Annotated in this window: 21 protein-coding genes and 2 tRNA genes; 10 read left to right on the forward strand and 13 right to left on the reverse strand. The window is 38.4% G+C overall.

Annotated features, from left to right (window positions below):
• Positions 1–483 precede the first annotated feature (483 nt).
• Positions 484–1047: an REP-associated tyrosine transposase gene (locus ACRD62_RS15615; RefSeq protein ID WP_430821046.1), complete on the forward strand. Its 564-nt coding sequence runs from the start codon at positions 484–486 to the stop codon at positions 1045–1047.
• A 275-nt stretch (positions 1048–1322) separates the two neighbouring features.
• Here ACRD62_RS15615 and ACRD62_RS15620 read toward each other — a convergent pair whose 3' ends face one another.
• The 4 genes from ACRD62_RS15620 to ACRD62_RS15635 form a co-directional block, all read right to left on the reverse strand.
• On the reverse strand, positions 1323–1622 hold the full coding sequence (locus ACRD62_RS15620) for a GIY-YIG nuclease family protein (RefSeq protein ID WP_430821047.1): 300 nt from the start codon (positions 1620–1622) through the stop codon (positions 1323–1325).
• A gap of 263 nt (positions 1623–1885) precedes the next feature.
• On the reverse strand, positions 1886–2185 hold the full coding sequence (locus ACRD62_RS15625) for a GIY-YIG nuclease family protein (protein ID WP_430821048.1): 300 nt from the start codon (positions 2183–2185) through the stop codon (positions 1886–1888).
• Positions 2186–2488: 303 nt separating this feature from the next.
• Positions 2489–2562 (reverse strand) — tRNA-Asn (locus ACRD62_RS15630).
• Between the two features lie 146 nt (positions 2563–2708).
• A tRNA-Asn gene (locus ACRD62_RS15635) sits at positions 2709–2782 on the reverse strand.
• A 148-nt stretch (positions 2783–2930) separates the two neighbouring features.
• Between ACRD62_RS15635 and ACRD62_RS15640 the strand changes: the two genes are divergently transcribed.
• The 3 genes from ACRD62_RS15640 (at position 2931) to ACRD62_RS15650 (ending at position 5970) form a co-directional block, all read left to right on the forward strand.
• Entirely contained in the window at positions 2931–3911 is a 981-nt protein-coding gene (locus ACRD62_RS15640) for an adenosine kinase (protein WP_430821049.1), read from the forward strand.
• A gap of 102 nt (positions 3912–4013) precedes the next feature.
• Entirely contained in the window at positions 4014–5201 is a 1188-nt protein-coding gene (gene kbl, locus ACRD62_RS15645) for a glycine C-acetyltransferase (RefSeq protein ID WP_430821050.1), read from the forward strand.
• Between the two features lie 100 nt (positions 5202–5301).
• Entirely contained in the window at positions 5302–5970 is a 669-nt protein-coding gene (locus tag ACRD62_RS15650; protein WP_430821051.1) for an outer membrane beta-barrel protein, read from the forward strand.
• Here ACRD62_RS15650 and ACRD62_RS15655 read toward each other — a convergent pair.
• On the reverse strand, positions 5967–7097 hold the full coding sequence (locus ACRD62_RS15655) for a methyl-accepting chemotaxis protein (protein WP_430821052.1): 1131 nt from the start codon (positions 7095–7097) through the stop codon (positions 5967–5969). The genes ACRD62_RS15650 and ACRD62_RS15655 overlap by 4 nt on opposite strands.
• 170 nt (positions 7098–7267) lie before the next feature.
• Positions 7268–7480, reverse strand: coding sequence for a hypothetical protein (locus ACRD62_RS15660; protein WP_430821053.1), 213 nt, complete (start codon positions 7478–7480; stop codon positions 7268–7270).
• Positions 7481–7649: 169 nt separating this feature from the next.
• Here ACRD62_RS15660 and ACRD62_RS15665 point away from each other — a divergent pair, with 169 nt between their 5' ends.
• Positions 7650–8882: a sensor histidine kinase gene (locus tag ACRD62_RS15665; RefSeq protein ID WP_430821054.1), complete on the forward strand. Its 1233-nt coding sequence runs from the start codon at positions 7650–7652 to the stop codon at positions 8880–8882.
• On the forward strand, positions 8875–9552 hold the full coding sequence (locus tag ACRD62_RS15670) for a response regulator transcription factor (protein ID WP_430821055.1): 678 nt from the start codon (positions 8875–8877) through the stop codon (positions 9550–9552). The genes ACRD62_RS15665 and ACRD62_RS15670 overlap by 8 nt, the downstream gene beginning before the upstream one ends.
• A gap of 2 nt (positions 9553–9554) precedes the next feature.
• Here ACRD62_RS15670 and ACRD62_RS15675 read toward each other — a convergent pair whose 3' ends face one another.
• Positions 9555–10862, reverse strand: coding sequence for an MFS transporter (locus ACRD62_RS15675; RefSeq protein ID WP_430821056.1), 1308 nt, complete (start codon positions 10860–10862; stop codon positions 9555–9557).
• Positions 10863–10964: 102 nt separating this feature from the next.
• Between ACRD62_RS15675 and ACRD62_RS15680 the strand changes: the two genes are divergently transcribed.
• On the forward strand, positions 10965–11936 hold the full coding sequence (locus ACRD62_RS15680) for a transglutaminase domain-containing protein (protein WP_430821057.1): 972 nt from the start codon (positions 10965–10967) through the stop codon (positions 11934–11936).
• Between the two features lie 54 nt (positions 11937–11990).
• Here ACRD62_RS15680 and ACRD62_RS15685 read toward each other — a convergent pair whose 3' ends face one another.
• Positions 11991–12470 carry an aminoacyl-tRNA deacylase gene (locus ACRD62_RS15685; protein ID WP_430821058.1) on the reverse strand — a complete coding sequence of 160 codons (480 nt, stop codon included), beginning with the start codon at positions 12468–12470 and terminating at the stop codon, positions 11991–11993.
• A 143-nt stretch (positions 12471–12613) separates the two neighbouring features.
• Between ACRD62_RS15685 and ACRD62_RS15690 the strand changes: the two genes are divergently transcribed.
• From ACRD62_RS15690 to ACRD62_RS15700, 3 genes are read left to right on the forward strand one after another with little or no spacing between them, the layout of a single operon-like run.
• Positions 12614–13000 (forward strand): DUF8840 domain-containing protein, encoded by a 387-nt coding sequence (locus ACRD62_RS15690; RefSeq protein ID WP_430821059.1) that lies wholly within the window; start codon positions 12614–12616, stop codon positions 12998–13000.
• Positions 13000–13662, forward strand: a complete 663-nt coding sequence (locus ACRD62_RS15695) for a hypothetical protein (protein ID WP_430821060.1) — start codon at positions 13000–13002, stop codon at positions 13660–13662. Before ACRD62_RS15690 ends, ACRD62_RS15695 begins: the two co-directional genes overlap by 1 nt.
• A 48-nt stretch (positions 13663–13710) precedes the next feature.
• Entirely contained in the window at positions 13711–14319 is a 609-nt protein-coding gene (locus ACRD62_RS15700; protein ID WP_430821061.1) for a TlpA family protein disulfide reductase, read from the forward strand.
• Between the two features lie 124 nt (positions 14320–14443).
• Here the strand turns inward: ACRD62_RS15700 and ACRD62_RS15705 are convergent, their stop codons facing one another.
• From ACRD62_RS15705 to ACRD62_RS15725, 5 genes are all read right to left on the reverse strand, one after another.
• Positions 14444–15907, reverse strand: a complete 1464-nt coding sequence (locus ACRD62_RS15705; RefSeq protein ID WP_430821062.1) for a glycoside hydrolase family 30 protein — start codon at positions 15905–15907, stop codon at positions 14444–14446.
• 131 nt (positions 15908–16038) lie between these two features.
• A complete protein-coding gene (locus ACRD62_RS15710) occupies positions 16039–17496 on the reverse strand; it encodes a glycoside hydrolase family 30 protein (RefSeq protein ID WP_430821063.1) in 1458 nt (485 codons plus the stop codon).
• 64 nt (positions 17497–17560) lie between these two features.
• Positions 17561–19255, reverse strand: a complete 1695-nt coding sequence (locus ACRD62_RS15715; RefSeq protein ID WP_430821064.1) for a SusE domain-containing protein — start codon at positions 19253–19255, stop codon at positions 17561–17563.
• A gap of 8 nt (positions 19256–19263) precedes the next feature.
• Positions 19264–20760, reverse strand: coding sequence for a RagB/SusD family nutrient uptake outer membrane protein (locus tag ACRD62_RS15720; RefSeq protein WP_430821065.1), 1497 nt, complete (start codon positions 20758–20760; stop codon positions 19264–19266).
• A 15-nt stretch (positions 20761–20775) separates the two neighbouring features.
• Entirely contained in the window at positions 20776–23727 is a 2952-nt protein-coding gene (locus tag ACRD62_RS15725) for a SusC/RagA family TonB-linked outer membrane protein (protein ID WP_430821066.1), read from the reverse strand.
• Between the last annotated feature and the right edge of the window lie 474 nt (positions 23728–24201).

The raw sequence follows: 24201 nt of genomic DNA on the forward strand, positions 1-24201 counted from the left end.
AAGCCCTGACGATTTATGAATTGCAGGGCTTTTAGTTTTATAAGTGGATTACTGTCTTTAGCTTGTTTAATTTCTGAACTACGAAATAAATGAATGTTAGTTTATAGCTTACAGTATCTGATCATGTAACTAATAGTCTAGCTAACATTAGGATCTTTTGCAAAGAAAGAAACAAATATGGATGATTATGTCTGTTTGAAAAGAAAGTGCAGACTTTGCTTAGTTTAATAGTGAAGTTATGGTTTGGCGAAGTTTGTAACTTAGTCTTAATTGACGGTTAGTTTGCAACTAACAACGTCAAATCATTTGATTAGTAATTATCTTATTTAATTCTTGTTCATAATAATAGTATCAGATACAGTGGTTCAAATTTAATACAAACAAAGTCGCAGATTTCTCATAGTCCATGGTTTTGTTTTTCTAAAGTGTGAACTGCTCTGATTTTTAAATTCAGTAAAAGGAAGTATCCATAAAAATTTAGATATGACAACAGGCTATCAAATAAAAGAGCAGGATGCTCTTTACTTCGTTACATTGCAAATAGTAGATTGGGTAGATGTTTTTACAAGGCCGATATACAGAGATATTGTTATTGACAGTCTGAAGTATTGCATGCGTTATAAAGAATTACAGGTGTTTGCCTATGTTATCATGAGCAATCATGTTCATTTAGTTGTACACAGTATAAAAGCCGATTTAAGTGGTACCATCAGAGACTTTAAAAAATATACCTCGAAAAAGATAGTCGAAACAATTCAGGTGATTCCTGAAAGCAGACGAGAATGGATGCTTAATCGGTTTTGCTATAATGCAGGTAAACATAGCCGTAACGAGAGATATCAGGTTTGGACACATGAAAATCATGCGATTCATCTATATTCAAATAAGTTTATTGCTGATAAAATTGAGTACATTCATAACAATCCTGTAAAAGCTCTGCTGGTCCAACATCCTGAAGATTATTTATATTCCAGTGCTAGAAACTATGCATCACTATCGTCTGTATTAGACATTGAACCATTGATTTTGCCAGTGATAACTGTTTAGTGCATTTGTGAATAAATTGTGTATCGGTAGTCGCAGACTACCAAATCTATCAAACGAAGTCTCAGACTTCGCTTAGCCAATGTAGAAAAACGTGAAGTTATGGTTCGGCGAAGTTTGTAACTTCGTCGTATTTAACGGTTAGTTTGCAACTAACAGTATCAAATCATATAAAACAAAAAAGCCACCCAAAATGGATGGCTTTTCAGCTCCCCAGGTTCCCGATACTTCGGGAGAACCTACGACCTACGGATTAATCCCGATGTTTCGGGACCGCTCTAACGGGTAGCATTGATAATAATAGATTGTATAAATTCCTGATCATTGAATTGAGTTATAATCTTGTTAAGAAATACTTTACTCTTTTGATTCTTAATAAAACGTTCAACTCTGATTGCATCAGAAATATTATTTGAAACTTCGAAGAAACATTTTAATTCCCATGGTTGGTGTTTGGCAGTGTATTTTGATTTATTTGTATAAGAATTGTGCTCAAGTAGTCTCTTGTGTGGATCCGGAGAGTAGCCGATATAAAATCTATCAGATTTAAGAGAATATAGTATGTATATGAAGTACATAAAATTAAAGATACTTCAATTCTAGTAATTTATATAGTGGAAATGCTGTGTTTGGATTGTTTTATAGCTCCTCAGGTTCCCTATTCTTTGGAAGAACCTACGACCTACGGATTAATCCCGAAACTTCGGGACCGCTCTAACCAACATTATTGATATAAAACAAAAAAGCCACCCAATAATGGATGACTTCATAGCAACTCAGGTTCCCAATACTTCGGGAGAAGCTACGACCTACGGATTAATCCCGAAGCTTCGGGACCGCTCTAACGGGTAGCATTGATAATAATGGATTGTATAAATTCCGGATCATTGAATTGAGCTATTAGTTTCTTAAGAAAAACCTTGCTCTTCTGATTCTTAATAAAACGTTCAACTCTGATTGCATCAGAAATATTGTTCGAGACTTCGAAGAAACATTTTAACTCCCACGGTTGGTGTTTAGCTGTGTATTTTGATTTATCTCTATAAGAATTGTGCTCTAGAAGTCTCTTGTGTGGATCCGGAGAGTAGCCGATATAATATCTATCAGATTTAAGAGAATATAGTATGTATATGAAGTACATAAAATTAAAGATACTTCAATTCTAGTATATTATATAGTATAAATGGTTTAGATATTATTAGATTCTCAACTATCAGAATCTTCAGAAGAACTTATGACCTAAGAATTAATTTTGTTACTTCAGGACTAAACATGCGATAAGACAAAAAATGGTGTTTAAATTAGAAAGCTTCATAGCACCTCAGGTTTCCGATTCATTGGGAGAAGCTACGACCTACGGATTAATCCCGAAACTTTGGGACCGCTCTAACCAACATTATTGATATAAAACAAAAAAGCCACCCAAAAATGGATGGCTTCTCAGCTCCCCAGGTAGGACTTGAACCTACGACCTACGGATTAACAGTCCGCCGCTCTAACCAACTGAGCTACTAGGGAATTTTTACCTTTTACTCTGGATAGATGTCTAAGACTTGCGGATTAATCCCGATCGTTCGGGACCGCTCTAACCTCCCGATAGTTATCGGGATGAGTACCAGGGAATCAAATATTTTTTATAAGAGCTTCGTCTAACTTTTATGAAGCTCCCCAGGTAGGACTTGAACCTACGACCTACGGATTAACAGTCCGCCGCTCTAACCAACTGAGCTACTAGGGAATTTTTTCATTTCAGTTTGTATCGCACAACCCGTGTGGCTGTGCTTTTCTCAAATGCTGTGCAAAACTATAAGGAATCTTCAAAATATGCAATATCTTTGTGAAAATTTTTGAATTAAAAATATCGAAAAAATAATAATGATTTAATTATGAGTAGTGTACTGGGATTAGGAAATGCATTAGTAGACGTGTTGGCAAGGCTGGAAAGCGATTCTTTGTTGGAAAAACTGAGCTTACCGAAAGGAAGTATGCAGTTGGTAGATAGCGAAGCTGCCAATAAAGTGATGGAAGCAACCGCTCATTTAAAGAAGAATCTGGCCAGTGGAGGTTCTGCTGCCAATACCATCCATGGCCTAGCTAATTTAGGGGTAAAAACCGGTTTTATTGGCAAGATTGGAAAGGATGAGTTAGGACAGGTTTTCAGAAACGACATGTCAAGTAATAACATTACACCTCATTTAAGCGAAAGTGAAGCAGAGTCGGGTAGAGCCATTGCTTTGATCAGTCCTGATTCGGAGCGTACTTTTGCAACCTGTTTAGGTGCAGCCATTGAGTTATCTGCCGATGATTTATTGGAGCATTTGTTTGAAGGCTACACTTATTTTCATGTTGAAGGGTACCTGGTTCAGAATAAATCTTTGATTGAGAAAGCCTACCAGATTGCAAAAACCAAAGGCCTTAAAACCAGTATCGACTTAGCCAGCTTTAATGTAGTGGAAGATAACCTAGAGTTTTTGAAGAATCTGGTTGAGAATTATGTTGATATCATTTTTGCCAACGAAGAAGAAGCTAAAGCCTATACCGGTAAAGAAGGTGAAGAAGCCTTAAATGAATTAGCAAAGGGAACAGAAGTAGCTGTTTTAAAACTGGGTAAAGAAGGATCGCTGATAAAGCGTTTTGATGAAGTAGTTAAAGTAGGTATCATTCCGGTAAAAAGCATTGATACTACCGGAGCTGGTGATTTGTATGCTGCAGGCTTCTTGTACGGATTAATTCAAAATCTTGATTTGGCCAAATGTGGAAATATTGGTTCTATTCTTTCGGGTCATGTAATTGAAGTGATTGGTCCTAAAATGACAGAAGATACCTGGAAGGAGATTCACGGGAAGATTAAGGAAATCCTTAATTAATAAGGGTTGAATAGTATGCTTAATATCATATTTCTTTAGTTTCAGTACTGTTACATTTGAAAAAGATTATAAACTAACTCAACCAGCAAAAAACATTAAGCTATGTACGGTAAGTTTCAGGATTTTTTGAAGAATGAAATAGAAGGCATTAAAGAATCAGGCCTTTATAAAAACGAACGAATTATTACCTCACCTCAGGGTGCCGAAATTCAGGTAGGTGGTAAGACTGTTTTGAACTTTTGTGCCAACAACTATTTAGGATTGTCATCTCACCCAAGAGTTGTAGAAGCAGGTCAAAAAGCTATGGATACCCATGGATATGGTTTGTCATCAGTTCGTTTTATTTGTGGCACACAGGATATTCATAAAGAACTGGAAGCTAAGATTGCTGAATTTCTGGGTACTGAGGACACAATTTTATATGCCGCTTGTTTTGACGCGAATGGTGGCGTTTTTGAACCCTTATTCACAGATGAGGATGCCATTATTTCTGATGCATTGAATCATGCATCCATCATCGATGGAGTTCGTTTGTGTAAGGCAGCCCGTTATCGATATGCACACGCTGACATGGCAGATCTGGAAGAACAACTGAAAAAAGCTCAGGCACAACGATTCCGTATTATTGTTACTGATGGTGTTTTCTCAATGGATGGCGATATTGCCAAATTGGATCAGATCTGTGATCTTGCAGATAAATATGATGCTTTGGTAATGGTGGATGATTGTCATGCAGCCGGATTTATTGGAAAAACAGGTCGTGGCACGCATGAATATAACAATGTTATGGGAAGAGTGGATATCATTACAGGTACCTTAGGAAAAGCTTTAGGTGGAGCCCTGGGAGGATACACAACCGGTCGCAAGGAAATTATTGACATGTTGCGTCAGCGCTCACGTCCTTATTTGTTTTCTAACTCTTTGGCACCATCAATTATTGGAGCTTCATTAGAAGTATTTAAAATGTTGACTGAGTCAACAGCTCTTCGCGATAAGGTGATGGATAATGCTGAATATTTCAGAGCTAAATTAACTGAGGCAGGTTTTGATTTAAAACCGAGTAAATCTGCTATTGCAGCATTGATGTTATACGATGCCAAATTATCGCAGGAATTTGCTGCCCGTTTACTGGAAGAAGGAATTTACGTTATCGGGTTCTATTATCCGGTGGTTCCTAAAGGTCAGGCACGTATTCGTATTCAGCTGTCGGCTGCTCACGAACGTCATCATCTGGATCATGCCATTGAGGCCTTTGTAAAGATCGGAAAAGAGCTAAAAGTGATTGAATAGATATTTTTCAATTGATATAGTACCCCGTTGAAAAGCAGCGGGGTTTTTTATTGCTTTATTCATTGATGGCTGAATGAGAATAATCTTATATTTTTGAAATATGAAAAAGCTATCTGTCGTTTATTTTCTGATATGTCTTTGCACCATAGTAGATCAGTCGGTTTTGGCCCAGCAAAAAGATGTTTTTATGGGTGGAAGAATTGGACTTACATTACCCACAAACATTTCTAAACCCAAGGATTTAAATTATGGATTTAAGGATATGTCAAGAGCCGGTATACAGGTTGCATATTTTGGCAGGTGGTTTTATATGGAAAACCTAAGCCTGGGATGGGATCTGGGATATCAGTATCAATCAACAGCTGATGATTACTGGAATGTTTCCAATTGGGGAGAGGTGAATGGCAGTTATCAAACCATTCAATTGCTGGCCGAAGGAAATATCTACTTTGATTCCGATGAAGTAAGACCATACGCAGGAGTTGCTTTTGGAGCTTTTGCTTTATTAAACAGACGTACATATAGCTCCAACAATGAAGTGGCTGCTTCATCAGAAACATATAAGTACCAAAAAGTAATGCCCGGGTTAGCTCCCCAGGCAGGTATACTTTTTGATTTAGGCGGTAATGTTCTTTTAGATATTCATACACGGTTGGTTTTTATGCCCAATCTGAAAGATGAGTATGTAACCATTGACGGTTCTGAAATATCAACCAATCCTCACGGAGCTCAAAACCATTTGAGCCTGAGTATCGGGTTATTATTTTAATGTTTTATTTTAAAGAAACCCAGTTTTCTAATCAATTCAGCTGCCTGATCTGCCAGTTGATTAGAGGTTGAGCTCATCTCCTCCGAAATAGCAGCATTACTCTGCGTTGTAACATTGATATTCTGTATGGCGGAGTTAATCTGACTGGCTCCAATATTCTGCTCGCTACTGGATGTGGTTATTTCATTAATAAGATTGGCATTTTTCTCAATCAATGGCAAGGTACTTTGTAATTTCTGCATGGCTTCTTCTGCCACTACATTACCATTGCCTGCCAGCTCCAAGATGTCCTTGGCAGCTGTTTTACTTCGTTCAGCTAATTTGCGTACCTCACCGGCAACCACCGCAAAACCCTTGCCTTCCTCACCTGCGCGTGCAGCTTCCACCGCTGCATTTAAGGCCAGTAAATTGGTTTGTACCGCAATCTCATCAATAATATTAATCTTCTCGCTGATTAGCTGCATTGCATTCAAAGCTTTTTGTGTTTTATCAAAGCTTTCCAAAACAGCTTCATTGGTTTGATTGGAATTAACCATGGTGTCAGCAGCATTTTTAGCATTGGCTTCAATATTGGCAGCCATTTCTTCCATGGAAGAAGAAACCTCTTCAACTCCTGAAGCTTGTTGGCTTGCTCCTGAAGAAAGATCGGTTGCTGTACTATTAATGGTTTCGCTCATTTTACTAACCTCATTGGCTGAAATCTCTACAGCGATAATGGCATCACTTAATTGCTTCTGTAATACATCAAGCGAATTATGAATATCCAGTATTTCACCCTTTAGAGTACCTTTAAACTCGCTGGTTTGACTTGAAATATAGCCATCAGATAAATGATTGAGTTTGGCAACGATTTCAAGCAATGGCTTACGAACCTGCTTGTAAACAATAGATTGTAGTACGATGGTTGTTCCAATTCCTACTACCATGGCAACCCAATACGTGTAATGATCCGGATAGTCGTGCAGTAAACGACTGTTAATTACCGTTATAAATACGTTTAATATCCATAACGCACCAATACGGAAAAAAATACTATTCTTAAAAAGTAGTTTTAATAAAAAATAGCCCATTACAAAGGCTACAAAGCCTAAAAAGGCTATTCTCCCCCAAACAGATAAAAAAATCATACAATTATATCTCAGTTCAACATTGACAGTAATTATACATTTCCCCCGATGATAATGTATAATAGACACATAGAATACGAATTAATTCGTAACATGTTACAACTAAGTTATAAAGAAAGACGTCTGACCAATTGGAACAGACGTCTTTTAAGTTATTTTAGGGAAAATTACTATCCTTTTTTCTCCTCTTTCTTTTTATCGCAAGATTTTTTCTCACTGCATTCTTTTTTGCAGCATTCTTTCTTGGTTTCTTTAGTACATGCTTTCTTTTCTTCCTTCTTCTCTGTTTTTACAGGTTCTTGTGGAGAAACTTCTGCCATAACAGGTGAAGCAATTGCTAAAGTAAAAAGTACTAAAAACGAAAATGCCAATGTCTTTTTCATAATGATATTAATTAAATGATTAATAAAGTTTCTTAATTTGATGAATCAAAACTAGGATCCTTTGAACCAAAAATAGGTTATCCCGATGTTAATCGTTGTTAACGCGTTGTTAAAATCGGACAAGGATATCTTTTAATAGGTAATTTTGAAGAGTAGTTTGTAAAAGTAAATGAAAAAAGAAAAGAGTAATACCTGGCTTTCCATTATAACCTTTGTGGCCTTGGCTGTTTTACTTGCCATTCAGGTTGTTTATTTGTTAAAGGCAGCTCGCATGGCTGAGCAGAATTTTAACCACAGGGTAGTAATGGCTTTAAAAGATTCGAAAGATGAACTGGCCCGACGGATCTGTCCTGAGATGGATAATTTTTTGTGCGGTAAAGATTGTCCGAGAGCAACGGAGAAGAAGCGAAAGACAGAGGTTGACAGCATTATAAGAGCCAACTTATGTATGTATCATCTGCCATTGGAGTTTACTTTTGTATTGAGTGATAGTATTGGTGTTGAAAATTCAAACAAGATGTTTGGCGCTAAATTCTATCAACAATCATTGAATGGATTGCTGCAGGAGCAGGGAATAGGTATTCAGATTCAATTCCCGAACCGTACCCGGTTTATTCTTAATCAAATGAAGGGGCTATTTATTGTTTCTGTTATCGCAATCGGGTTTCTGGTATGGTCGTACATCATTCTTTTACGAATGATCAGACGAGAGAAGATGCAGATGGCTCAGACGCGTGAGTTTGTAAATAACATGTTGCATGAGTTTCAAACTCCTTTGGCTAATATCAGATTAGCTACCAACCTTATCAGAAAGAAAAAAGGTGATCAGGAAAAGACCGATGAATATACCGGTGTTATTCTGAACGAATATGACCGAATGCAGTCACATGTGAACGAAATACTCAATATCTCATGCGATTCACCTGAGAAATGTAAAAAGAACAGGGTTGATATGAATGCCGTGCTGAAAGAAGTAGCCGATAGTTATCAGTATCGTATTCAGGAATTGAATGGCCAACTGGAACTTGACCTGAAGGCTGAATTTGCAGAGATTGATACCAATAATGGCAGACTTTCTCAGGTTATTTCCAATTTGCTTGATAATGCTTTGAAATATGTTGATAAAGAACCTTTGATTAAAGTGTCGAGTTGGTCGAAAGACAAGGAGCTGATTTTCTCGATTGAGGACAATGGTATTGGAATTGCCAAGAAAGATCAACCTTTTATATTTGATCAGTATTTTCGTGTTGGAACAGGTGATGTGCATAATGTTAAGGGTTTTGGGCTGGGACTTAACTTCGTTAAAAAGGTGATTGAGGAACACAATGGAAAGATAAAACTGGAAAGTATAGTAGGTAAAGGCACAAAATTTATAATTATACTACCTTTAGCAAATGGCTAGAATACTACTTGTTGAGGATGATACAAGCATGGGTTTTTTGCTTGTTGATTTTTTAGAGACTAACGGCTTTGATGTAAAGTTATACAAAGATGGCATCAAAGGACTGGAGGCTTTTAAGAACCATTCTTTTGATTTCTGCATTTTAGATGTTATGCTTCCGGGTATGGATGGTTTTTCCATTGCCGAAAATATTCGACAGGTTGATAAACGAATACCCATTATCTTCTTAACGGCCCGTTCGATGAAAGAAGATAAGATTAAAGGTTTTAATCTGGGAGTAGATGATTACGTTACCAAACCTTTTGATGAAGATGAACTTTTGTTGCGTATTAAGGCCATTTTAAACCGTCTTCAACTGCAGGAGGAAGATCAGGAAACTGAATTCACTATCGGACAGTATACTTTTGATTCATCAAACCAGATGCTGACATTAGGGGATGACTCTAAACGTCTCACCCAAAAAGAAAGCGATGTTTTGAAGATGCTTTGTAAATCGATGAATAACATTGTTCGTCGCGAAGATATTTTGGTTGCTATCTGGGGCGAAAATGATTATTTCCACGGACGTAGTCTGGATGTGTTTATTGCTAAACTGCGTAAATACCTTAAGGATGATACCTCAGTAAACATCGAAAATGTGCCCAAAGTGGGATTTGTGCTTAATACCTGATATTATTCTTGTTTAATTGGAGGGTTGGCTTTGACTGAACCAATCATCAGCATTACCAGGAAGGCAAGTGCCAGATATGAGACAAATCCATACTGACCAGTAAGATTAAATGAAAGGCTGAAAAGATAGGGGCCAACTGCACTTCCCATAACCAACATTGACATGGCTTTACCCGAGATGGCTCCCAAATGCAGGCGACCAAAAAATCGTGGCCATACAATCGACATCAATACAGCAAATAAACCCGAACTCATACCAAAGCCAATTGAAATCAGGTAGTATCCTACAGGCGAATTAAGTATCATTAATCCAATAGTGGATAATATGGCACCGAAAATCATGATGTAAAGAAGGATTTTTAGTTTAATCCAGTCACTGATAATGTTTCCGGCAAAAGATATGAGTGTCGACACAATTGTAATTGGAAAAAATATCGAGATAGCTTCACTACGTTCATAACCGGCCTCGCCAAAAATGCTAACAACATGAAATGTAAAACCGGTTACAAAAAAGGAATGAAACGAAAGTATTAGTGCATACATCCAGAAACTTCTTGTATTGAGCGCTTCTGCAAGGGTGAAATTTTGCTCCGAAGTAAGAGAAGTTTTACTTCTTTTTTTATCCGAACTTTTCCCATCAACCTGCAATCCATATTTTTCGGGATTGTCTTTATAAAACAAAAATACGATTACCAAAACAACCATCAAGGAGGCAGCCATGATACGCCAGGCATTTTGCCAACCATTGTTTTGAATTAATCCATCAATGATTAATGGTGAAATTGAAAATCCAAAAGCCACACTGATACTGCTGATGGAATTAATTCTTCCGCGCAGGCGATCAAACCATTTCATTACCATGTTACGCGACACCATGGTTAATACTCCCTGACCACTAAACCGGATGATGGCAAAAAGTATTGTCATTAAAGTAAACGGTATAGTCCAATGTTTGAAATGAAAAACGTTGAAAATGCCTTCGCTTACCACCTGGCTGTATGAGCTTATTACCAATGATGCTGAAAGTATCAGAATGGAGAAGGTGGCAGACCAGATAACGCCATATCTATCATAGAGTTTTCCGGCATATGTAAGTAACAATGAGCTTATAAATGTTCCAATGCCATAGGCAAAACTAAACTGATCGCGGCTCAATCCCAAAGCGTCTTTAACAGGATCGGTAAAGGTTGAAATACCAATAGTTTGTCCCGGAATACTGGCCAATATTCCAACGCTTCCAAAAAATAGTACTATATAACCGTAATAAAACGGGAAAGATTGTGGTTTTATTAAAGCCCCTGTTCTCTTCATTCCTCAAAAGTATGATAAATCAGAATGGTAGACAGATTTGGTACAAAGCTTGTTCTAATTTTAAGGATTATTAATATTTAAGGGATATCTTATCTTTGAATTATGAAAAAAGTAGGTGTTTTTATGGCGTTGGTAATGTGCAGTATGAGTGTTTTTTCGCAGATAGATTCTGAGTTGATTCAAAAAGTATCGAACTTTCCCACATCATTCAAAAAAACAGAAGATTTGGCGGATATCATCAACAGGGATTTTAAAACTGACTTGGATAAAGCTGCTGCCATTTATACATGGATCGCATTGAATATTGAATACGATGTTAAAACATTTTTTTCAGGCAAGAATATGTCGGTGAAATTTTCTTACCGTACTTTGGAAGAGAAGGAAATCAAAGAGAAGGAAATCCGCGATAAAATGATTCAGACCACTTTGCGAAAGAAAGAAGCTGTATGTGAAGGCTATGCTTCGTTATACAAAGCTTTGTGCGATTTGTGTGGTTTGGAGAGTGTTGTCATTAGCGGAGCATCAAAAAATACGTATCAGCTCATTGGAAAAGAACCAAAGGGTTCGGATCATGCATGGAATGCTGTTAAGATAAATAATCAATGGCACCTGTTGGATGTTACCTGGGGGGCAGGTTCGGTTGATCCTTCAACACGTAAGTTTGTAAAGGAATTTACAGATGGATACTTTATGATGCCATCTGATCGATTCTTTACACAACATTTACCGGAAGATAAAAATTGGAGACTGGTAGAAATGAATGAAAAGGATTTTGCAGAGGCTCCGTTTTATCATCATGCATATCTTTTTTCAGATGATGAATTGATAACACCGGACAAAGGAATTATTACCAGGGTGAAAAAAGGAGAAGTATCTTTTTTATTAAAGACAAACAAAGGGATTAATAATCTTTATTTTGCTTTTGACAGAGCAAAGAAGTCAACTTCAATTGAATTTTCAAAGAATGGAGATCAACTTACATTTAGCGTTCCAGTAGGTAATCGAAATTCAGGATATTTTACGGTTTATGCGGATGGGAGTCCATTATTTTCGTTCAAACTTAACATCAAATAAAAACACCCTGCTTGATGGCAACAGGGTGTTCACTCATTCATCCCTCAGCGTAACTTAAGCTTCGGCTACTGCTGTGCGGGCAATTTTAATGACAGTAGGGTGCACAAGCCGCTGATAATCTTTGTATGTCATCTGTATCAACTCTGCATGGTTGCAGGCATTAAAGGCAATATTGGTGTCTTCAGTAAGTTTTTCGGCAACAAAAACTTCCAGATTGTACAGATTGCCGAAAGGAGGCTGGGCACCTACTTCACAATCTTTAAATAAATCCTTGAATTCAGTTTCGGTTGCTAATCTAACATCTTTAGCACCAGTGGCACGTTTCAATTCATTCAGGTCAAGCTGGTACGAAGCCGGAACAACTGCCATAGATATTTTGCCATTAATTTTTACAATGACTGATTTAGCGATTTCATTTCCTGAAATATGCGCATAGGCGGCAGTCTTTTGAGCTGTATAAGCCCTTGAATGAACAATTCGTTTGTAATTAATTTTTTCTCTGTTGAGGAATTCCTCTAGGCGTGTAAATGGCATAACGTTTCCTCCAATTAAAGGGGTAAAAGAATAATTGTGTCTGAAATGAACTAAGAATTTACAACATTTTAAGAATCTTGTAAAGAGGTATTTTTTTCTATTTGCATTAAAAATCCCATTTTTGGGCGCAAATAGAATTGATGATGGCTAAGGGAAAGATAATGACTCAGGAAGAACTTCATTTTCTGGGAATAAAGGTGGTTTACAAAGATATGATTGACAACGGCTACGAAGTATTGAATGTTCGTAAAGAAACCGATGTTAATCCTCAGATATTAGCTACCAAAGATGGCAAGAGGTATTTTGTAGTGGTTCGCACCACTGCTTACCCTGAGATGGGAATTTTGGTTCCTCATATAGCTGCTGATGTATTGAAACATGGAACCAAACACAACGCAATTTGTTTGTTTGCCAGTGTTGGAATTGCGAATGCAAACGGTGAAACAGAGGAAGAAATGGCGCATCCGGTTGTAGATGGAGAATATTACATTAACTACAAAGGGCTGCAGGCCTTTCCAAAATATTCGTGATGAAAAAATACCTGGAGGAACTAAAAGCATTTTATTTTAAATACCGGCTTTGGATCATAGGTGGTTTGTTTTTTCTAATCATGATGCAGGTTTGCAGTCAGGGTGGCCGTATCAACAGAACTACAGATATTGATTCCAATCCAACTGAACAAGTTGAGCATTCGCTGGAGGAATTGGAGCCCCTCACAAATTCAAATACGGATGATCTTATTCAGGAACATAGAAAATCGTTTAACAGCGAATATCTTTTACTTTTAATGGGATTAGGGTTACTGTATTATGTAGCCTTCAAAAGAAAATGGTTTCACAAGATTGCTCCTTCTATTTTGTGGGTTTCGTTAGTAATTAAACGTCAGAAAGAATCCAAAACAAGGCTGGCACGAATGACCGTGATTAATAAAACCAAAGATAGTATCACACTGGATGCTCCGGTTTTGGTTTTTGGCGGAGTTTTTAAAAAATCGAGAAAATTTCGTTTGAAAAGTGGTGTCAATAGTGTTTTCCCATTAGTGCTAACTCCTGATGCCTCTCATAAAATAACCATCGATATTGATCAATTCAGACTTAAAGCAGGAGTAGACAAAAGTTACAACATGGTAAAGACAGAATTAACAGATTCTGCTCAAAAAACACATTCATCCTTCTGGAAATTGTTGCTTTAACCAAATAAGACTACGTTTGTTATATTCTAGCTAAGCAAAGGTATTTTTATGGAAAAGAAGAAAGGATTTTGGTCAGACCAATGGAATAAATACAGGCGTAAAAAAACAATTTGGGGAATTGCCTTTGATTTTATTTTTACTGCGTTGTTAATTTCAATGTTGTTTCCAACATCGCGAAAGATTGTATCGGCAACAATTATCCGTTACAGCATGTTTCAACCTCGCCAAACAGAAGATGTAATTTACTTGAAGGATAATGATTTCAATTGGTATCTGACCGGTATGAATGGAGAGCGACACACATTCTCCGAATTTAAAGGACAACCGGTATTTTTGAATCTGTGGGCTACGTGGTGTCCTCCTTGTCTGGCAGAAATGCCATCGATACAGCGACTTTACGAGGAGTATGGCGATAAAATGGTTTTTGTATTGGCCAGCAACGAAGAGGCAGATATTTTGAAGAAATTTGTTGAATCAAAAGGTTATACTTTTCCTATTTATAATCTTTCGGGACGATTACCCGATGTTTTATCATCGCGCAGTATTCCGGCCTCATTTCTGATATCACCTGAAGGAAAACTATTGATGAAGAAGCAAGGTGCTGCTAAATGGGACGGAAATAAAGTGAAGCAGCTACTGGATGAAATCATAAATTAAAAGTTTCATCGAAAAAAGAGAATGGATTGGAATCCGTTTTATTTGATGAATTACCATTTGAATCAATAAAAAAGCCCCTGAAGAAAGTATCAACAGGGGCAGTCGTTAGGGGGTTTATAGGTTGCTAGTATACTAAAGTTTGGATAGCCTTAGCTGGTATGGTTGTTTCAGTTTCCCACTCGCCCACAATTAATTTATAGGTTACAGCTTGTTCTTTATCGTTCATCACAACAGTTACCATTTTACCATCTTCGTTTAAGAAGGATGTGCTGATAATGGTGCTTCTACTTACTGTTGTGCTTATACGTTTAGCTTCAGGACGAATAAACTTAGAGAAATGTCCGATGTAATAATACGAAGGTGTATAAATCAGTTCTCCGGTATTAATATCGGCATGGATAGGAGCAAAGCAGAAGTTACCAACATGGTTAGGGCCACCGTTTTGGTCCAAAAGAATATTCCAGTCGGTCCAGCCAACTGTTCCACAGTTGAAGTCATTTATCATTGAGCGACCATAACGTTCGGCGTTGCTCCAGCGCTGGTATCCTTCCTGCGAAAATTTTTCCACACAGCCTTCGGTAAAAAGTAATTCCTTATCAGGGAAAGATTCTTTTACGTTGCGCAGATTTTCCCACATAGGTTCTCCACCAGCCCATGTTTCGTACCAGTGAAAACCAACTCCCCAGGCATATTTGGCCGCTTCCGGATCGCCCAGAATGGTGTTGGCCCGTTGCGAAATCAAATCGCGGTTATGATCCCATACAACAATATTTTTATCACCCAGTCCTTCTTTTTCCAATGTAGGCCCCAGGTAATTCTTCAGAAAATCACGTTCTTCTTCGGCAGTATAAATACAAGATTCCCAGGTTTGAACAGCCATTGGTTCGTTTTGTATTGTTAATCCCCAAACTGGCATTCCTTCCGCCTCATACGCCTTGATAAACTTAGCATAGTAATTGGCCCAGGCTTGATAGAATTCAGGTAATAATTTACCACCCTGCAGCATGTTTTCACGGCCTTTCATAAATGCAGGAGGGCTCCAGGGACTGGCATAAAACACCAGTGAGTCGCTTGCATTTGCCATGGCTCTTTTAATCATTGGGATACGATATTGCTGATCATGCTCAATTGAAAAACTGCTAAGTTCTTTATCACCTTCTTCAATATAGGTATAGCTTCCGCTGGCAAAATCACTACTGTGAATGGTGGTACGAAGCAAAGTATAATCTATTCCATCTGGTCCATAATAGGCATTGATCAGTTCCTCTTGCTTGCTCTCAGGGAGCTGTGCAAAAACTTCGGCCGATGCATCGGTTATGGCACCGCCAATTCCCAGAAAAGTCTGAAACTGTTTATCAGGATTAACAAATACTGCAATTTCAGTTTCCAAAGGTTGTGCAGCCTGACCAAAAGCCAATCGATCGCCAATAGACATTTTACTCTCACTATCCTTTGAAGTGGTATAAACCGTTATAGTTTTTCCTTCAGCTGAAAATTGCGTTTCAGTGCTCAAATCAGCATTTTGCTTCTGTGGTGAGGAGCAGGCAACAAAAAATAGGCTAAGCCCAAGCAAGTAATTTATTTTCATTTTATTGTTGGTTTTTCAATCGTAATCCACTTTTAGTGCTCTAAAACTATAGCACTAAAGTGAATTAACGAAAAGGTCTCTCTCAGTTGTGAGTTATTTGTGAGTTTTTTGAACTAAAAATGTGTTTACATCTAATCCTGATTCCAGACATAGGTGGCAACAGCCTTGCCAGCTAAGCTTGCACTAATCAGTTGGTCGCCCCACTCAAGGTTAAATGTTTGATTAGAATCGTTGTTGTTAACCACAACAATGACCAGCGAACCATTTGGAGCAACAAATGCAACATTAGCCAGATTACCGGGTTGATTTGACTGAACACGCATTGATCCCGGTCTTGCAAATTTAGAGGCATGAGCTATGATATAATATGCCGGATTGCGAACTACGTTGTCGCCATCAATGGTTAAAGCGCCTAAACACTCAGTACATCCCCCATTAGTGTGAGGTTCCAGTGCTGAGTTGGCTGCCAGGTTCCACTCCAGTACGTTTTTACACCAATTGCGACTGGCACCGATAATCAGGTTGTTGATGTGCCAAACCATATCGTTTCCAAAGCTACCCGGTGCTCCAATCCATTGTTCGGTGAAGTACAGGTTTTTGTCAGGGTGAGCGTTATGTACCTGGCTCAGATTATCAATGCTACCGCCATACAGGTGAAAGGCAGATCCATCAATGTATTTTTTTGCTTCCGGGTCATTCAATATGGTGATGGGATAATCGGGACGATCAGCATTATGATCGTATACAATGATTTTTGTTCCAATACCGGCAGCTTCAAATGCTGGTCCAAGATGATTTTTTACAAACTCAGCCTGATCTTCAGCTGGCATATACAAGCTTGGATTATTGCCCGGATGCAAAGGTTCGTTCTGAACAGTAATCGCATCAATGGTAATCCCTTCTTTAGCCATCCCTTCTACATACTTTACAAAGTAAAGAGCGTAAGCTGAATAATATTCTTTTAGTAGCTCACCACCTTTGGTTGCATTATTGGTTTTCATCCAGGTAGGAGGTGACCAGGGCGACCCCAATATTTTAATCTCAGGATTGATTGCCAATATCTCCTTCAACACTGGTATTAAGGCTGTTTTATCAGGAGCCAGTGAGAATTTTTCCATGTTAACATCAGTCTCTCCACTTGCCAGATCATTGTATGAGAAAGGCTCGGGATCAAGATCGGATGCTCCGACGCTGATTCTCAGATAGCTTACTCCAATGTTATTGTCATCATGGTTAAACAATTCGTAAAGAAGAGCGCTTCGTTTGCTATCACTCATATTTTTTAGGTGGATAGCACTTCCTCCGGTTAAGGTATATCCGAAACCGTCCATCTCCTGAAATTGAGTTTGAGTATCAATGGTGATGGTGGGATTATTATTCAGTTCAACTTTACTGAAGCTTACATCCTGCTTTGAAAATTTAGAACTACCGTCGAAAGACGACAGATAACAAGTTACATTCAGTGCTTCCTCTACAACAGGTGGCGGAGGCGTTGTTCCTTCTGATTCCTTATTGCAACGTGTTCCCATCAGGCCAAACATTACCAGAAGTACTATTGGAGCAGAATATCGGTTGATTTTAAAATTCATTATATAAGTCTTTAAACAAGACTACCCTGACTGTTATCCATCATATCAGGGTAGCCTTAATTTTTTATTGCATCACAAATTCATAGGTTCCTGTTGAATAATCATCAGCCACTGTAATGGTGATATCATAGGTTCCGTCGGTTGTAATATTTCTGAAGTTTGCACCACCCTGATTGGTCATTGTTCCACTCAAGGCCGTTTCATTGTCGGCTCCAAAGGAAATATCCCATGGCGAATTGAATTTAGATTCGTGAGTTGAATAACAATCGGCAGTAACCGTAAAAGTATATGGATGTACATATGTCATCTCAGACTCGATACGGGCATCCCAGCCACCATCAGCATCATCATCCCAGTGGAAGAGTTTCATCGTGTAGTAATGCCAGCTCAACTCGCTGTTATTGATATCAACTGTTATGCTGTACATTTGATCAAGTATAACAGAAAATGCTGATGAACTCTCAGAAAGAGCAGTAGATCCGGATACCTTATCGCCCGATCCTTCACCAATGGTTTCTGCTATGCTGTAACTTGTACCACTTCCATCCGATGCTGTGTTAACAGTCAGTTGGTCGGTTGTTTGTAACGCCAGGTATTTCTTTGTTTTAAATGTTCCTTCTCCAATCAGTGACATTTCATATGAATCTGTACCGTTTACAATCAGGTACATACGCTGATCCGGAGCTTTTTCGAGGTTGATGCTGTATTCGTCACCTGTAAGAGTAAGTGTTACGGTGTAATATCCGGCTTCAGATTGTTGGAAATCTTCAAATCCAATACTGTAGGCATTACCAAAGTCTTCACGAACCACTTCATTTACTGTTCCGCTTACCTTCTTAATGATACCTTCCCAGTTGTTATTTGCGCGAATAATGTAACCACCTGTACCAACAAAACTGATATCTGATTGCCAAACTCCCATTCCCTGGTAAGTCAGGGCTTCGTCAGAACCCCAGCCTCCTGCCAGAGGAGAACCTATTAATGCCAGTCGATCAATCTTATAAAATGATATGCTCATAGCATCAAAATCAATGCTTATCTGGTAAATACCATCTTCGTCAACAGTAATAGCTTCACCATCGCGAACCAGCTTTCCTTCGCTATCCAGTCCATATGCGATTGCATTTTGGCTTCGTCCGTTGTACACCATAAAACCATCACCAGATGTTAATTCGGTATACGACTCATACAACTTTAGTTTTTCACCAGCTCCGTTGAATAAACGTTTCATTAAAATTGCAGACGAAACATTGTCTCCCGCTTCAGTAGCAGTACCGGCGATAAATAATTTATCGTCATCGTAACGGGTTATGGTCATCTCATCTTCAGCAGAAGTTGATTTTGACAGGCAGTTGGCAACAACCGTCCATTTCAATTCCAGGGCTTCTCCGGCTTTAAATCCAGCCATATACAATGCATCATTCAACTCCAGATTCGTTACTGTTGCAGATGTACTTTTTCCAGACTCCAATGATTTAAATGACAGGATAGGAGAAGACGCATCTGTAGCATTCAATGAGTCAATTAAAACTGTGTAATAAACACCATAATTTTCTGTTGAGGTAGCTTCGTTCCAACTGAAGACAATCTTTCCAAAAGGATCCTCTTCATCCAACACCAAAGAATTGTTATCATTCAAGGGTAAGGTAGTGGGAGAGCTTAGCTCCCAGTTCCCTTCAGGTTGTAAGTTGCTTTTTTCTTCGCAGCTCCAAACCAATATCATGGCTAATAAAGCCGTTAGTATATTTAATTTTTTCATAACTCAGTCTATAAAGGATTTTGTACCAATGCAGGGTTTCTGTCCAATTCCTGTTGAGGTATAGGCAACAGAATTTTTGCTTCTGTCATATTGTAATCAACAGCCTGGCCAGTTCGCAAATCAATTTCATTCAGATTATTCATGGTTTCAACCACCACGCCATAGCGTACTAGGTCGTCCCAGCGTTGTGCTTCCTGAGCCAATTCAAGGCGACGTTCTTTCAGAATAGTTGATTTTAGTACCTCTTTTGAACTTTTCTGATCAGCTGTCAGTTCGGGTAAATCAACACGGTTACGAATGCGATTTACTTCAATTACAGCTTTATCCAACTGATTGGTCTCGTTTAGAGCTTCAGCTTTTAATAATACTATATCTCCAAATCGAAGCAGGTATTGACGATCACCACTTGACCATCCGGCTGCATTTTTCCATTTGTATCCAAAGGCTACATTATTGGGTTTTGGATTATCACTGGTTGGTTCGGCAATGCCATAATATTCATCAATCCATGATACATTCTCGAACAGGATAGTGGTGTTTTTTCTAATTTCATCACCTTCCGATTCAAATGCCGCCAATAAGTCTTTTGATGGAGTAATAAATTTACGCCAAGTATCACCTGAAATTGAAGGAGGTAATAACAATTGTGGGCCCCAGTTACCATCGGCTCCAGCTATCCATTGCACTTCAAGTATTGATTCTTCGTTGTTGTAATGAGCACCATCAAAAAGATAAGTGTAATCAATCAATTTATAATTGGCATCACTGGCTTCAACTTCAGCAATACAGTCCAACACTTTATTATAGTCGGGAGTTGGTTTTTGAGCATACGCTTTTGCCATTAATGCCCAGGCAGCTCCTGCTGTTGCACGTGCTTTGTTGATACTTGCATCATTCCCGTATGTATCAGGCAATAATGTGGTTGCCTCCTCCAGATCAGTAATGATCTGAGCAAAAACTTCTTCAGTTGTAGAGCGTGGTTTGTTTACAACACCTGGGTCGGTTGAAGTTGTTGCATCCAACACCAAAGGAACACCACCAAATAAGTTTACAAGGTTGTAATAATTGTAGGCTCTTAAAAATAATGCTTCGCCTCTGATCTGATCGCGTCGTGTCTCGGTAAGCTGTGGATCGGTAACCTCTTCCACGCGTTCCATCACAATGTTGGCTTTTAAAATTGCATTGTAAATGTTCGACCAGCTTTGATAGACCTTATCATTTGTAGTTGATATTTTCAAATAATCCATCTCATAGATAGAAGCATTATCGCCTCCCGCATAGTGGTTGTCTGATCTTACATCCTGAAACTGTACATTGTTCCAAACATAGGCATCGGCCTGAAAGGAAGCATAAGTTCCGGTCAGTGCTGCCTCAATCTGACTTAGTTTAGTGTAAGCGCTGGCAGTAGTTTCTGAAGAAATTGGTTTTAAATCCAAAAAGTCTTCGCATGACCAAGCTGTTGCAGCAATTAATCCGCTTAATATATAGGTTTTAAATTTCATCATTTCAAAGTTTTTGAATTAGAAAGTAACGTTCAATCCGAAGATCAGATTACGGGTCTGTGGATATGTCCCATAGTCGATTCCCTGCATGGTATTTGATCCTCCAAATGCATTCACTTCAGGGTCGAAACCTGAGTAGTCTGTGAATGTTAATAGATTTTCACCTGTTGCATAAACTCTTACATTACTAATATTGATTTTAGAAAGTAGGGTTTTAGGCAGATCGTAACTTAGTGTAACTGTTTTCAATCTGATATAAGAAGCGTCTTCTATAAATCGGGTTGATATTCTTGAATTGGCTGTATTAGCCCAGCTGGCTTTTGGAATATCAGTCACATCACCTTCTTTTCTCCATCTGCTGTTTACTGATAAAAGTTGATTTTTTGGATCAGTCATTCCTTCAGAGTCGATACGTGTTGCATTCAACATATCATTGCCGTACGATCCTTCCAGAAATATATTTAATCCGATACCTTTGTAACTTAAGGTATTGTTTAATCCATAGAAGAAATCAGGATTTGCATTACCAATAATTGTGCGGTCATCAGCTTCAGGAGTAAAAGTACTTTCACCGTTTTTGTCAACATAGTAAGCGTTACCAGTTGCAGGATCAACTCCACCCCAGATATAACCATAAAGTGTTCCTAATGATTCTCCTTCAGCCAATAAAACAGCTTCGCCCCGGTTTGATATGTTACCCATAGGCAAACTTTCAACTACCAGATTAGTTACTTTATTACGGTTAAATGAGATATTAAAAGTAGTGTTCCATTTTACTTCTTTATCAATATTTGTGGTATTCAGGCTGAATTCCAGACCTTTGTTTTCCAAATTACCAATGTTTTGCAGAGCTGAAGTAAAACCGGTACTTGTTGGCAGAGGTGCATCCAGTAATAAGTCGCGGGTGATACGTAAATATGCATCTGCAGTGAATTGAACACGACCGTTTAATACGCTAAAATCCAGTCCGATGTTTGTTTGTTCCGATTCTTCCCATTTAAGGGCATTGTTATCCATCGCATTAGGATATGTTCCAGGCATTAGCGTTCCGATAGGATAATTATTAGAACCTACTGTTCCATAATAGGCATAATTGCTGATTTGATCGTTACCTACAATACCCCATCCAGCACGAACCTTTAAATCATTCAGGAAACCAAATTGCTGCATAAATGATTCCTGAGAGATCCTCCATCCTGCAGAGAATGAAGGAAAGTAACCCCAACGATTATCTTTACCAAATACACTAGAAGCATCAGCTCTGAAGTTAGCTGTTAAAAGATATTTATCAGCAAAAGCATAATTTAATCGGCTGATATAAGATACATTCGATTTTTCCGATTTTGTATTACCAGCAGAAGCAATGATAGATCCACCATTTGAAGTTGTTACACCATCACTGGCAAAATTTTCTGTTGTGATATAAGCATTTTCCCATAGAAACTTTTGCATTACACTACCAGCCAATGCTTCAATAGAATGCCTACCGGCTTTTTTATTGTACGAAAGAGTATTTTCAGCCATCCAGTAAGTCTTACGATCAGTATTGTTGGTTGCAATACCTTGTTTGGCTATACCATAGCTTGTGCGATACGGATCAAGGAAGTAATCGTAGATACCATTACTGAAATCTACTCCGAAGTTGCTTTTAAAACTGAAATCCTTTAAGAAGTTTACTTTCAGGTACATATTTCCAAGGAAACGCTCGCTTTTGTATTCACGATCAGAACCATCGGTACTAGCAACGGGGTTTTCCCAGTTCTGGAATGGATTGCTTGTGAAGGTTCCATCTTCATTATAGATTCCTATTACAGAAGGAGTATTAATAGAGCCAATAAGCACACCTCCATTATTGACTGCACTGCCATCGTTTACATCAACATCGCGGTATTTGGTATAGGCAATACGAGTTCCAACACTTAACCAATCATTTACTTCCTGATCCAGGTTTACTTTAAAGTTTGCACGGTCCATCTCTGAGCTTCGAACGGCACCAACTTGCTGTACCCAACCACCTGATACGTAATAGGTAGTGTTTTCGCTTTTACCCGATAAGGATAGCTGATAGTTTTGAGAAACACCACGACGGAAAACCTCATTCTGCCAATCGGTGTTTTTATTATAACGGTTCCAATCAGTTGATTGTCCCATCTCGGTCATTAAATCACGGTATTGTTCACCATTCAATACATCCAGTGTTTTCCAAACTTCAGAAAAACCGGTATAGGCATCCAGATTAACTTTTGGTTTTCCTCCTTTACCTTGCTTTGTTGTGATCAATACCACTCCGTTTGCTCCCTGAGCTCCATAAATCGCTGCTGAAGAAGCATCTTTCAAAATAGTCATGGTTTCTACATCAGCCGGGTTGATGGAACGTGTGTCACTGGTTGGGATACCATCAATAACATACAATGGTTCACTTCCTGCTGTAATGGAGTTGGTTCCTCTCACACGAATGCTTAATCCTTGTGAAGGTTTTCCTGAGCTGGATGCTACACGTACACCGGCAGCACGGCCCTGTATTAAGGAACCTAATTGAGTATTAGGACGTGATTCCAGTTCCTCGGCATCTACCAAAGCAACAGAACCAGTAATATCTTTCTTTTTCTGCGTACCATAACCTACAACAACTACTTCGTTGATTCCCATTATTTCATCTTTCATGGTAACGGCGAAATAGTTCTTTTCTCCTACAGGTATTTCCTGTGTTTCGAGGCCAATAAAACTGAATACAAGTACTGCATCATCACTTATTTCAGCTTCTAATAAAAATGTTCCATCCATGCCGGTGATGGTTCCCTGAGCGGTTCCCTTCACCATAACTGATACACCCGGAACGGGCATATTGGTTTCGTCTGTAACGGTACCCGTAATGCTCTTTTTTTGAGCAAACGAGTTGAAGGAAATTAAAATCCCTCCGATCAGGCATAAAAGACTTTTATACCTTGCATTTAACAATGATTTTTTCATAGTGTGTTTATATGTTCTAAAAAAAAATGGTAACTGATTACAGGTTGGTTGAATGTTAATGTCGATTTACACGGACCCGTGTCGACATAAGAAGTTTGATGGTTTCTTTTCATATCTGTGGATTTAATGTTGATAGATTGGAATTGATAAACAAATCCTAATCATTTGGATTCAGATGTAAAGAGAGCCTTACTTATGGTCGAATAAAAAGAGAGGTAGTTAAAAAGTGGATAATATGAAGATGGTAAATGTTGTAAGGAATAGAAAATGAGTCGTTAATAGAAATTTCCTAGTTGTAAAAAAGTGGATAAAATAAGTTAACGAAGTGGAGGTGAAAACGAATAGTTAAGTCACATTTTTAACTTTTAGAATAAAAAAAGAGGGTGTCCAAAAACTAAACATCAGAACAACGTTAGTTTCAATTTGTAATAAAATATCATTTTATGTCACCCCTAAATCCCCTGAAGGGGACTT

Source organism: Carboxylicivirga caseinilyticus, assembly GCF_050589785.1.
GTDB lineage: Bacteria > Bacteroidota > Bacteroidia > Bacteroidales > Marinilabiliaceae > Carboxylicivirga > Carboxylicivirga caseinilyticus.

Excerpts from the sequence above, each read along its gene's own strand:
- ACRD62_RS15615 (WP_430821046.1), top strand. The coding sequence starts at position 484 with ATGACAACAGGCTATCAAATAAAAGAGCAGGATGCTCTTTACTTCGTT.
- ACRD62_RS15620 (WP_430821047.1), bottom strand. The coding sequence starts at position 1,622 with ATGTACTTCATATACATACTATATTCTCTTAAATCTGATAGATTTTAT.
- ACRD62_RS15625 (WP_430821048.1), bottom strand. The coding sequence starts at position 2,185 with ATGTACTTCATATACATACTATATTCTCTTAAATCTGATAGATATTAT.
- ACRD62_RS15640 (WP_430821049.1), top strand. The coding sequence starts at position 2,931 with ATGAGTAGTGTACTGGGATTAGGAAATGCATTAGTAGACGTGTTGGCA.
- kbl (WP_430821050.1), top strand. The coding sequence starts at position 4,014 with ATGTACGGTAAGTTTCAGGATTTTTTGAAGAATGAAATAGAAGGCATT.
- ACRD62_RS15650 (WP_430821051.1), top strand. The coding sequence starts at position 5,302 with ATGAAAAAGCTATCTGTCGTTTATTTTCTGATATGTCTTTGCACCATA.
- ACRD62_RS15655 (WP_430821052.1), bottom strand. The coding sequence starts at position 7,097 with ATGATTTTTTTATCTGTTTGGGGGAGAATAGCCTTTTTAGGCTTTGTA.
- ACRD62_RS15660 (WP_430821053.1), bottom strand. The coding sequence starts at position 7,480 with ATGAAAAAGACATTGGCATTTTCGTTTTTAGTACTTTTTACTTTAGCA.
- ACRD62_RS15665 (WP_430821054.1), top strand. The coding sequence starts at position 7,650 with ATGAAAAAAGAAAAGAGTAATACCTGGCTTTCCATTATAACCTTTGTG.
- ACRD62_RS15670 (WP_430821055.1), top strand. The coding sequence starts at position 8,875 with ATGGCTAGAATACTACTTGTTGAGGATGATACAAGCATGGGTTTTTTG.
- ACRD62_RS15675 (WP_430821056.1), bottom strand. The coding sequence starts at position 10,862 with ATGAAGAGAACAGGGGCTTTAATAAAACCACAATCTTTCCCGTTTTAT.
- ACRD62_RS15680 (WP_430821057.1), top strand. The coding sequence starts at position 10,965 with ATGAAAAAAGTAGGTGTTTTTATGGCGTTGGTAATGTGCAGTATGAGT.
- ACRD62_RS15685 (WP_430821058.1), bottom strand. The coding sequence starts at position 12,470 with ATGCCATTTACACGCCTAGAGGAATTCCTCAACAGAGAAAAAATTAAT.
- ACRD62_RS15690 (WP_430821059.1), top strand. The coding sequence starts at position 12,614 with ATGGCTAAGGGAAAGATAATGACTCAGGAAGAACTTCATTTTCTGGGA.
- ACRD62_RS15695 (WP_430821060.1), top strand. The coding sequence starts at position 13,000 with ATGAAAAAATACCTGGAGGAACTAAAAGCATTTTATTTTAAATACCGG.
- ACRD62_RS15700 (WP_430821061.1), top strand. The coding sequence starts at position 13,711 with ATGGAAAAGAAGAAAGGATTTTGGTCAGACCAATGGAATAAATACAGG.
- ACRD62_RS15705 (WP_430821062.1), bottom strand. The coding sequence starts at position 15,907 with ATGAAAATAAATTACTTGCTTGGGCTTAGCCTATTTTTTGTTGCCTGC.
- ACRD62_RS15710 (WP_430821063.1), bottom strand. The coding sequence starts at position 17,496 with ATGAATTTTAAAATCAACCGATATTCTGCTCCAATAGTACTTCTGGTA.
- ACRD62_RS15715 (WP_430821064.1), bottom strand. The coding sequence starts at position 19,255 with ATGAAAAAATTAAATATACTAACGGCTTTATTAGCCATGATATTGGTT.
- ACRD62_RS15720 (WP_430821065.1), bottom strand. The coding sequence starts at position 20,760 with ATGATGAAATTTAAAACCTATATATTAAGCGGATTAATTGCTGCAACA.
- ACRD62_RS15725 (WP_430821066.1), bottom strand. The coding sequence starts at position 23,727 with ATGAAAAAATCATTGTTAAATGCAAGGTATAAAAGTCTTTTATGCCTG.